Here is a 7,720-nt window from a genome sequence, read left to right on the forward strand (position 1 = left end):
TTGCATTCACTCAGAAGCGGAAGTTCGCGGACACGCGCACGGAGCGCGGCGTGCCCGGGAAATAGCGGTAGCCGCTCTTGTTGATGGCGCCCACATACTCCTTGTCGAACAGGTTGTAGAAGTTCAGCTGGATGTCGGCGTTCTTGTTGATGCGGTAGCTGGCCATGGCGTCGAAGACCCAGTAGGCATCGGTGAAGTTGGGCGTGCCCACGGCGCCGTCGGTGCCACGCTTGAGTCCGCCCGAGTAGCGCGCCCCGCCAGCCAGCGTCAGGCCGAACGGGAACTGGTAGCTGGTCCACAGTGAGAAGGCGTTCTTGGGCGTATAGGTCAGGCCGCTGGAGCCGTCCTGCGCCACGGTGGCGCCCGTGTCCACCTTGGTGTCCTGCAGCGTGTAGCCGGCAGTCACGCCCCAGGCGGGCGTGATCTGGCCCGTGGCGCCCAGCTCAAGGCCCTGCACGATCTTCTTGCCGGTCTGTCCCACGGTGCCGTCAGGGTTGGTGACGATCTCGTTGGTGATCTCGGTGCGGAACAGCGCGCCTGTCAGCAGCAGGCGCTTGTCCATCAGCTCCCACTTGGTTCCCAGTTCGGCGGTCTTGGCCTTTTGCGGGTCCATGTTGGGGTTGTTGGCGTTGTTGGCGGCCGTGGACAGCGTGAAGTTGGCACCGCCCGGTGGCTGTTGCGACAGGGCGTAGTTCACGTACACGCTGCCATTGGGCGCGGGCTTGTAGAGGCCGCCGATCTTCCAGCTCAGCAGGGTGTCGGAGGCCTCCAGGCCCACGGCGCTGGGCAGCACGGTGCCTGCAGGATTGCTGCCGCAGGCCGGGCCGCTGCGGCCGCCGCAGACGGCGCGTGCGTCGTACTGCGTCTTGTAGCGGTCCAGGCGCAGGCCGGCGTTGGCCTGCCATTGCTCGTTGAACTTGAGCGTGTCGAAGGCGTACAGCGCGAAGGTGTCGGTCGAGCCCTTGCTGTCGGCGCCGTTGCGCGACCAGTTCAGGCCGGAGCTGGGCACCTGCGGGTCATAGAGGCTGGCATTGGGCCAGGCGCCCGTGGTGCCCGTGCCGTAGTTGCTCTGCTTTTCGCGCGTGATCTCCACCCCGGTGCTCAGCTCGTGCCGCACGCTGCCTGTCGCCAGCTTGGTCGTCAGGTTGGTCTGGTTGGTGACGATGTCGTTGACCTGGTTCTTGAAGGTCGGCAGGCTGCGTGACACGGTCCAGTCGGCGGGATTGCTGCTGTTGTTGCTGGACAGCGTCATGAAGGCCGTGAGCAGGTAGTCCTGCTTGGTGCGGCCCCAGCGCGTGGTGTTGCGCAGCGTGGTGTCGGGCGTGAAGTCGTGCTCCACGCGCAGCGTGACCATGTCGGCCGTCACGTCGTCGTGGTCGGCGCTGGTGCCGTAGAAGCGGCTGGGGTCCACGGGGCGGCCCGCGTTCAGGCGCGCATCGGTGTTGCTGTAGCCGGGCAGGCCGATGGTGGGCACGCCGCCGTCCGGCACATTGCTTTGCTTGACGTGCAGCACGTTCAGGTAGGTGCGCGTGTCGGTGTTCAGTCCGAAGGCGAACGACGGTGCGATGCCCCAGCGGTCATTGGCCACGCGGTCGCGGCCGGCGACGCCGGCGTCCTGCACCATGGCGTTGAGCCGGAAGGCCGCGCCGCCCATGCCGGTCAGGCTCTTGTTCCAGTCCACGGTGGAGCGCTTGTAGCTGCCCGAACCCGCGCCCAGCGAGGCGCCGAAGCTGTCGGCCAGGCTGGGCTGCTTGGTGACCATGTTGATGGCGCCGGTGGGCGCGCTGCGGCCGTAGTCGGTGCTGGCGGGGCCCTTGGTGACTTCCACCTGCTCGGTGTTGAACACGTCGCGCGAGATGGAGCCCACGTCGCGCACGCCGTCCACATAGATGCTGTTGGAGGTGTCGAAGCCGCGCATGTAGATGGCATCACCCGTGCTGGTGTTGCCGTTCTCGCCCGCGTAGAAGGTGCCGGCGCCGGGCACGTTGCGCAGCGCCTCGGTCAGGGTGGTGGCGCCTTGTTCCTGCAGCACCTGCTCCTTGATGACGGAGATGGTCTGCGTCGTGTCCACCAGCGGCTGCGTGAACTTGGGGGAGGAGACCTGTGCGGGTTCGTAGCCGGTGCTGCGCGAGCCTTCGACGGTCACTTCCTTGAGGCTGGGCGCGGTCCTGGCGCTGGGCGTCTGTGTCTGGGCCACGGCCGGCATGCCCAGGGTGGCCAGGGCCGCGGCTGCAGCGATGATGCCGGCCGACGGCGAGCGGCCAGCGCTGTCGTGTTTGCGGCTTTTGATGTACGAGTTGGAGTTCGCCATGGTTGAACGGAAAGCGGGATGGGCAGTGAACATGCTGGCTTGCTGGCCGGCGTTGCGCGGGCGGCTGGAGAGCTGTCTTGGCTTGCCGGTGCTGGCTGGATCAGGCAGTTTTGCCTGGATTGAGAATGGTAATGATTCCTAATAAAAATATAAGAATAATCTGATAAGTGAATGGATGGCCGTTGCCGCCCAGCAACAGCCCGGTCTCGGAACTTCAGCGTGGCGACCAGCCTGGCCGAGCGCGCCCCGCCCGGGATGTGGCGCGCGCCGCGCGCTGTTCAGGCTGGCGATGTAACGCTGGTTGGCGAGGTTGTAGACGTTCAGCTGCAGGCTCAGGTTCGCGCTGAGCTCCCAGGCCATGAAGGCGTACAGCGCAAGGGTCTTGGTGTGGCCTTCGTTGATCTGGCCGGCATAGCGGATGTCCTGGCTCGTGATCGCATCGCTGACGCCGGGATCGTAGAGATTGGCGGGCGCCAGGGCGCCTGCGCCCGTACTCGGAACCCGAGGCGCCCTTGACGATCTCGATGTCCTCGATGTTGAAGGTGTCGCGCATCGGGCTGCCCAGGTTGCGCACGCGGTCGATGAAGATGCTGCCCGTGGTGCCGCAGCTGCGCAGTGCTTGCGGCCGGTGATGTGATTGGCGTGGTTTGCGCCTATCGCGGATCTGTTTCGTTCAGGCGTTGTGAACCCATTCGCCCTCGCGCTGCGCCGCGCCCGATTGCACCAGCGCATCCACCAGCGTGCGGCTCCAGTGCTCGGCGGTCTCGTGGCTGAAATAGCCTGCATGCAGCATGCCGAAGTAGGGCGTGGCGTCCAGCCAGGCCAGCAGTTCAGTGGTGCGCACGCGCTGCCAGTCCAGCAGCCGGTACTTGAGCAGCACCTTGGCCGCGTAGAGGGCATGGCGCTCGGGGGCGCGCACAAAGCCGTCCAGGCGGCGGCGCGCCGTGTCCAGCGCCGCGGCCACGCCCGTGAAAACGCCGCCGTGGCCGGGGACGATGGTGAGCGGTGCCAGGGCCTCGATCACATCCAGCGTGGCGGCCACTTCCTCGAAGGCCTGCAGGCCCTCGATTTCGGGAAACACCACGCCGAAGCCGTTTTCCCAGAGCGCATCGGCCGAGATCAGTGTGCGGCTGGCAGGCTCGAACAGGATGATGGAGTGCGGGTCATGCCCCGGCGCGGCATGGATCTGCCAGTCGCGCCCGGCCAGCCGCACGCTGGCGCCGGGCTGCAGTACGCCGGTCAGCGCAAATGGCGGGCATTCCTGGCCGGTGGGTGTGTAGCTCAGCGCCTCGGGATTCCAGTGGCGCACGAATTCAGCCTGGCCCGGCGCGACATAGGTCCGGGCCTGCGGCCAGCGCGCCTGCAGTGCGGCATTGCCGCCGCAGTGGTCGCTGTGCAGATGGGTGTTGAGGATGCGCGCCAGCGGCTGGCCGGCCAGCGTCTGCTCGACCAGCAGCACGGTCTGCCCGGCATGGCTGACGTAGCCGGTATCGACCACGGCCGCGCCGTCGTCCTGCGGATCGGCAGGGTCGGCCGCGAAGACGATGTTGTTGGCCGACAGCCAGCCGCGCTCCAGCACGGTCATGCCGCAGGGCAGCGCAGCGGTGGCGCTTGTGGGGGCGAAGGAGGTCATGGGGGGAGAAGCCTTTCCCAAGGCTAACAGCCGCAGGCAGCCACGGCTGACGCGTGGGCTACAGCTGCGGCTGTCCGGATTTCAGGCGGGATCGCGCAGGGCGCGCCGCAGGATCTTGCCCACATTGGTCTTGGGCAGTTCGTCGCGGAACTCCACCTGCCGCGGGCGCTTGTAGCCGGTGAGCTGGTCATGGCAAAAGCGCATCACCTGGTCCTCGGTCAGTGCCGGGTCGCTGCGCACCACGTAGACCTTGATGGCTTCGCCCTGGCGCTCGTCGGCCACGCCCACGGCCGCGCATTCGAGCACGCCGGGGCACATGGAGATCACGTTCTCCAGCTCGTTCGGATAGACGTTGAAGCCGCTGACCACCATCATGTCCTTCTTGCGGTCGATGATGCGGGTGTAGCCTTCCTGGTCCATCACGCCGATGTCGCCGGTACGCATGTAGCCGTCGGCCGTGAAGGCCTTGGCGGTCTCGTCAGGCTGGTTGTAGTAGCCGCGCATGACGTTGGGGCCCTTGATGCACAGCTCGCCGGCCTCGCCGGCCGGGAGATCGCGGCCTTCGTCGTCCTTGATGGCGATGGAGATGCCCGGCAGCGGCAGGCCGATGGTGCCGCTGAAGGCGGTGGCGGTGACGGGGTTGTTGGTGCCGATGGCGCAGGTCTCGCTCATGCCCCAGCCCTCGATCATCACGCTGCCCGTGACCTGCTGCCACTGGCGCGCCGTGCCCTCGCTGGCGGCCATGCCCCCGGCCTGCGACACGCGCAGCTGCGAGAAGTCCAGCTCGCGGAACTGGGCGTTGTTGAGCAGGGCGTTGAACAGGGTGTTGACGGCCGGCAGGATGTGGAAGGGCCGTTTCTGCAGCACCTTGACGAACTTGGGGATGTCGCGCGGATTGGGGATCAGGCTCAGGCTGGCCCCCATGCGCATGGCGAACAGGCTCACCGTGAGGGCGAAGATGTGGTACAGCGGCAGCGCCGCGATGATGTGCGTGTCCTGCGCGCTGACGCGCCCGTGCAGGGCCGGCGTGAACCAGGCATGCGCCTGCAGCGTGGCGGCCACGATGCAGCGGTGGGTGAGCACGGCACCCTTGGACAGCCCGGTGGTGCCGCCCGTGTATTGCAGGAAGGCCACCGAATCCAGTCCCGCCTGGCTGGGCCGCAGCTCTTTCTGGGCGCCGCGCGCCAGCGCCTGGGAAAAGGTCGTGACCTCGCGCACCGTGTCGCCCGCCCCGTCCAGCGGCAGGCTGTAGGCCGGCACCATCTTGGCCAGGTGGCGCACGGCGAAGGTGATCCAGCTGCCATACATGCCGCCCAGCAGATCGCCCATGGCCGTGACGCAGACATGGCGTATGGCGCTGCGCTCGATCACGTCGGCCAGGGTGTGGGCGAAGTTCTCCAGGATGATGATGGCCGTGGCGCCCGAGTCCTTGAGCTGGTGCTCCAGCTCGCGCGGCGTGTACAGCGGATTGACGTTGACACAGGTGTAGCCGGCGCGCAGCACGGCCGCCATGCTCACGGCGAACTGCGGCACATTGGGCAGCATGATGGCCACGCGCGCATCGGGCTCCAGCCCCAGTCCCTGCAGCCAGGCGCCCAGGCGCGTGGACAGCTGGTCCAGCTCGCGGTAGCTCATCCAGCGGTCCATGCAGACCGAAAAGGGCAGGTCCGCATGCTGGGTGAAGGCCTCCTCCAGCAGGTGCGTGAGCGAGCGGTATTGCTCGGGATGCACCTCGTGGGGCACATCGGCGGGATAGTTCTTGAGCCAGGGCGCAGCGTCCATGCAGGGTACCTTGGGTTGCTGGTGAGACAGGGGAACGGCAAAGGGGCAGGCGCCGGTCGGCCGGCCACCGCTGCGGCTGATTCTGGTCAGGCGGGTGCTTTGCGGTCTACGCGGGGTTGTCCTAGGCAGGGGGCGGCGTCCCCACGAAAGTGCGGCCGCTGTGTGCTACGTTGGCGTTTTTTTCAGGGAGGGCGGGCTGCCGTGAACGCACGCATTCTGCAAATGGTGGCGCTGGGCACGCTGGCCGGCGCCATGGCCTGGCTGGCATGGTGGTGGCCGGAATCGCGCGGGCTGGCGCTGGCAGGAGCGCTGCCGGGCCTGTGCTGGCCGGGCCTGCATCTGGGCCTGCAGATGGTGTTGATGCGCCGCGTGGTGCGCAAGGCCGGCGCACCCGTGCCCGCCTGGCGCACGGTGGCGGCAGCCTGGCTCGCCGAGTGGGCATTGGCCGTGCAGGTGTTTGGCTGGCGCCTGCCCTTCCGGGTCCATGCCGAGGCCGATGGCTGGCCAGGTGACCCGGCCGCAGGACAAAACGCAAGCCCGGTCACAGGCCAGGTCGGCATGGTGCTGGTCCACGGTTTCTTCTGCAATCGCGCGGTCTGGGCGCCATGGCTGCGGCGGCTCAAGGAACGCGGCATTGCCTGCGCGGCCATGACGCTGGAGCCGGCGCACGGCGCGTCCATCGACGCCATGGTGGCCGACCTCGATGCCTGCGCACGCCGCATGGCCCAGGCCACGGGGCGGGCGCCGCTGATCGTGGCCCACAGCATGGGCGGGCTGGTGGTGCGTGCCTGGCTGGGCCGGTTGTCCGCGCAGGAGCGCCGGCAACTGGCTGCCCATGTGGTGACCCTGGCCACGCCGCACCGCGGCACCTGGATGGCGCGCTTCGCCCATGGCCTGCCGGCGCTTCAGATGCGCGAGGACAGTCCCTGGCTGCAGCGCCTGGGGCCGCCGCCGCCCGAGGTGGCCTTCAGCTGCTGGTGGAGCTGTTGCGACAACATCGTCTTTCCCTTCCCCGTGGCCACGCTGCCAGGGCAGCACGCGCACCGCCTGGACGACGTGGCCCATGTGCAGCTGGTGTTCGACGAGCGCGTCTGGCGCTTTTGCCTGGAGCTGCGCGAGCGGCTTCAGGACGCGGAAGTCTGCAGGGCCACTTCACCGGGCAGCAGCGCATCGGCCGCGATGGTCGGCTGATCGCGCAGCTGGCGGTACAGCGGCTCGAAATCGGCGGCCGTGAGGTCGAACAGCTGCTGCAGGTCGTCGATCACGAAGTAGGTGTGCTGGTAGGTGTCGATCTTGTAGAGCGTGCGCATGGCGCGCTCCAGCGACAGCGGCAGGCGCTGCGGCTCGGGGCTGCGCACCGAGTAGTTGAGCTCACCCGAAGAACTCAGAATGCCCGCGCCGTAGGCGCGCAGGCCTCCCTGCTCGCGGATCAGCCCGAACTCGATGGTGTACCAGTACAGGCGCGACAGCATCTCGCAGGCGCCCAGCTCGGCGGCCTTGAGCCCGCCCTGGCCATAGGCCTGGATGTAGTCGGCGATGACGGGGTTGAACAGCAGCGGCACATGGCCGAAGAGGTCATGGAAGACATCGGGCTCGACGATGTACTCGAACTCCTCGGGCTTGCGGATCCAGTCCGTGACCGGGAATTTGCGGTTGGCCAGCAGCGAGAAGAAGGGCACCTCGGGAATCAGGCCCGGCACGCCGACGATCTCCCAGCCCGTGGCGCGGCGCAGGCGCTCGTTGACTTCCTCGAAGCGCGGAATACGGTCCTTGGCGCCCAGCGAGGGCAGGGCGTCGATGAAGTGCTGGCTGGCCAGTCCCGGCAGCAGGGCGGACTGGCGTTCGTACAGGCGCCGGTAGGTGTCGTGGTCGGCCTCGGTGTAGGCGTCGTAGTCCTGCGCGCAGGTGTAGTCGTCGCTGGCGCGGCTGTAGTCGCCGCGCGGGGGGCGGTCGGCCTGGCCGTAGACCACGGGTGCCACACCGGGGGCGTGGGC

At 67.8% G+C, this 7,720-nt stretch carries 5 protein-coding genes; 1 reads left to right on the forward strand and 4 read right to left on the reverse strand.

Annotated elements, in window-relative coordinates:
* Nucleotides 1–10: 10 nt before the first annotated feature.
* The 3 genes from GRX31_RS05065 to GRX31_RS05075 all read right to left on the reverse strand — a co-directional run bounded on the left by GRX31_RS05065 (nucleotide 11) and on the right by GRX31_RS05075 (nucleotide 5,726).
* Nucleotides 11–2,311 carry a catecholate siderophore receptor Fiu gene (locus tag GRX31_RS05065; RefSeq protein WP_160851746.1) on the reverse strand — a complete coding sequence of 767 codons (2,301 nt, stop codon included), beginning with the start codon at nucleotides 2,309–2,311 and terminating at the stop codon, nucleotides 11–13.
* A 673-nt stretch (nucleotides 2,312–2,984) separates the two neighbouring features.
* Nucleotides 2,985–3,944, reverse strand: coding sequence for an MBL fold metallo-hydrolase (locus GRX31_RS05070; RefSeq protein WP_047217750.1), 960 nt, complete (start codon nucleotides 3,942–3,944; stop codon nucleotides 2,985–2,987).
* Between the two features lie 81 nt (nucleotides 3,945–4,025).
* Nucleotides 4,026–5,726 (reverse strand): AMP-binding protein, encoded by a 1,701-nt coding sequence (locus tag GRX31_RS05075; RefSeq protein WP_160851748.1) that lies wholly within the window; start codon nucleotides 5,724–5,726, stop codon nucleotides 4,026–4,028.
* Between the two features lie 201 nt (nucleotides 5,727–5,927).
* On the opposite strand from GRX31_RS05075, the gene GRX31_RS05080 reads away from it, so the two are divergent.
* A complete protein-coding gene (locus GRX31_RS05080) occupies nucleotides 5,928–6,917 on the forward strand; it encodes an esterase/lipase family protein (protein WP_047217748.1) in 990 nt (329 codons plus the stop codon).
* Here the strand turns inward: GRX31_RS05080 and phhA are convergent.
* A complete protein-coding gene (gene phhA, locus GRX31_RS05085) occupies nucleotides 6,851–7,705 on the reverse strand; it encodes a phenylalanine 4-monooxygenase (protein ID WP_151019482.1) in 855 nt (284 codons plus the stop codon). The genes GRX31_RS05080 and phhA overlap by 67 nt on opposite strands.
* Nucleotides 7,706–7,720: the final 15 nt, after the last annotated feature.

The sequence above is a fragment of the Delftia sp. CH05 genome (assembly GCF_009827015.1).
Taxonomy (GTDB): Bacteria; Pseudomonadota; Gammaproteobacteria; order Burkholderiales; family Burkholderiaceae_C; genus Comamonas; species Comamonas tsuruhatensis.

Excerpts from the sequence above, each read along its gene's own strand:
- GRX31_RS05065 (WP_160851746.1), bottom strand. The coding sequence starts at position 2,311 with ATGGCGAACTCCAACTCGTACATCAAAAGCCGCAAACACGACAGCGCT.
- GRX31_RS05075 (WP_160851748.1), bottom strand. The coding sequence starts at position 5,726 with ATGGACGCTGCGCCCTGGCTCAAGAACTATCCCGCCGATGTGCCCCAC.
- GRX31_RS05070 (WP_047217750.1), bottom strand. The coding sequence starts at position 3,944 with ATGACCTCCTTCGCCCCCACAAGCGCCACCGCTGCGCTGCCCTGCGGC.